Raw genomic sequence first — 1,982 nt, 5'->3', positions numbered from 1 at the left:
CCCCACCCGGCCTCCCAACGGCAGGTTACGCTATGGGAGGCCGGGTGGGGGTGCGGGCCGGTGCCGTTCTTCCCAACGAACAACTTCCGGTGCCGTCGCTCACAACCAACGACGCCCGATGCCGCGACGGCAACGCCCCCCGGCACGCCCCTCAGAAGCAGTCCGGCAGATCGATCGGTCCCACCGTCTCTCGGTAGCGGGCAATGGCGTAGCGGTCGGTCATGCCGGCGATGAAATCGGCGATGTGGCGCGTCCGCTCCGGCTCGTCGGCGGGCAGCGTCTCGCGCCAGGCCTCGGGCAGCAGCGCCGGATCGGCGGCATAGGCGGCGAACAGGCCGGCGATGATGCGGTTGGCGGCCGCCGCCGCCTCCAGCTGGCGGGGATGGTGGTAGAGATTGGCATACATGAACTGTTTCAGCTCACGTTCCTCGGCCTGCATCGCATGGCTGAAGCCGACCAGCGCCCGCCCCGCCGCGCGGACATCGTCGACGCTCTGCACGCCCGATTCGCGGATGCGGCGGCGCGTCTCGACGATCAGGTCGTTGACCATCAGGCCGATCTGCGAGCGGATCAGCTCGGCACGCAAGCGCCGTTCGCCAATATCGGGATAGCGCGTCTCCGCCTCGCGCCAGCCGCGCGCGACCAGCGGCACCGCCATGATCTGTTCGCGGGTGAGCAGCCCGGCGCGCACCCCGTCGTCAATGTCGTGATTGTCGTAAGCGATGTCGTCGGCCACCGCCGCAACCTGCGCCTCCAGCGACGGCCATTGGTCGAGCGCCAGCGGAAAATCACGGTCGGCCTCGCGCATCGCCCAGCTCGGCTCGGCGACCGGGCCATTGTGCTTGGCCAGCCCCTCCAGCGTTTCCCAGGTCAGGTTCAGGCCGTCGAACCGCGGATAGGGCCGCTCGATCCGCATCAGCACGCGCAGCGTATGCGCGTTGTGATCGAACCCGCCGGCATGGGCGGTCGCCGCCTCCAGCGCCTCTTCCCCGGCATGGCCGAAGGGCGGGTGGCCGATATCGTGCGCAAGGCACAGCGCCTCGGTCAGATCCTCGTTGAGGCCGAGCGCGCGGGCGATGGTGCGGCCGATCTGCGCGACTTCAAGGCTGTGGGTCAGCCGCACGCGGAAATGATCGCCGTCGGGGGCGACGAACACCTGCGTCTTGTGGCGCAGGCGGCGGAACGGGATCGAATGGACGATCCGGTCGCGGTCGCGCTGATAGGCGTCGCGCGGGCCGCGCATCATGTTGGTATGTTCGTCGAACTGCCGCCCCCGGCTGCGCGCGGGATCGCAGGCCCAGCTGCTATGCCCCCTCATTTCGCCCCCAGCTTGCGCACATCGGCCCCGGCCGGGCTGTCCCACTGGAACGCGCCGACGCCCGATTTGCGCAGCGTGCGGACGAAATCCTGCGCCTCATCGTCGCTCTTGAACGGGCCGACGAGCAGCCGGCCGGGCGCGAGCGAGGCCTGACGCCCCTTGAGCGCAGCGGGCGCCTGACCGGTCAGCCGCTTCCATTCCTTGGGCATGTCGGCGCGGTTGGCCCCGCCCGCCACCTGCACCCAGATGCGCGGCGGTGCCTTGGGTTCGGGCTTTTTGCGCGCCTCGGCCTTTTTCGGATCGGGCTTTTTGGGGTCCGGCTTTTTCGGATCGGGTTTTTTGGGATCGGGCTTCTTCGCCTCTGCCTGTGCCGACTGGACGGCGCTGCCATCGGGCCGCGCCACGGCCTCGGCGGTCGGCTCGGCACGCCGGATGCCGACGCCCAGCGGACGATCGCGGTCGGCACGCGCGGCGGCGCGGATATCGGCCATGATCGCGTCCAGATCGCCGCGCCGTGCCGCCGGCAGCGCGGCCGGCGCACGGGCGGCCGGCGACATGGCGGGATCGATCGCATCGCCCGCCAGCATCGCCGGGGGCGGCGGTGGCGGCGGCGCGGGCGCGGGGACAGGCGCGGGGGCGGGCTGGGGCTGGGGCTGGGCACCCC

At 71.1% G+C, this 1,982-nt stretch carries 2 protein-coding genes; both read right to left on the bottom strand.

Annotated features, from left to right (window positions below; translation table 11 throughout):
- Nucleotides 1-151: 151 nt before the first annotated feature.
- Nucleotides 152-1,318, bottom strand: a complete 1,167-nt coding sequence (locus OPU66_RS14860) for a deoxyguanosinetriphosphate triphosphohydrolase (protein ID WP_498554426.1) — start codon at nt 1,316-1,318, stop codon at nt 152-154.
- Nucleotides 1,315-1,982, bottom strand: a 668-nt coding sequence (locus tag OPU66_RS14855) for an SPOR domain-containing protein (protein ID WP_498554425.1), incomplete at its 5' end; no start/stop codon positions are given. The genes OPU66_RS14860 and OPU66_RS14855, both read right to left, overlap by 4 nt.

This window comes from Sphingomonas sp. URJC2, from assembly GCF_059803575.1.
This window is presented reverse-complemented; position numbering and strand designations above follow the sequence as displayed.

Coding starts and splice junctions, on each gene's coding strand:
- OPU66_RS14860 (WP_498554426.1), bottom strand. CDS start 1,318: ATGAGGGGGCATAGCAGCTGGGCCTGCGATCCCGCGCGCAGCCGGGGG.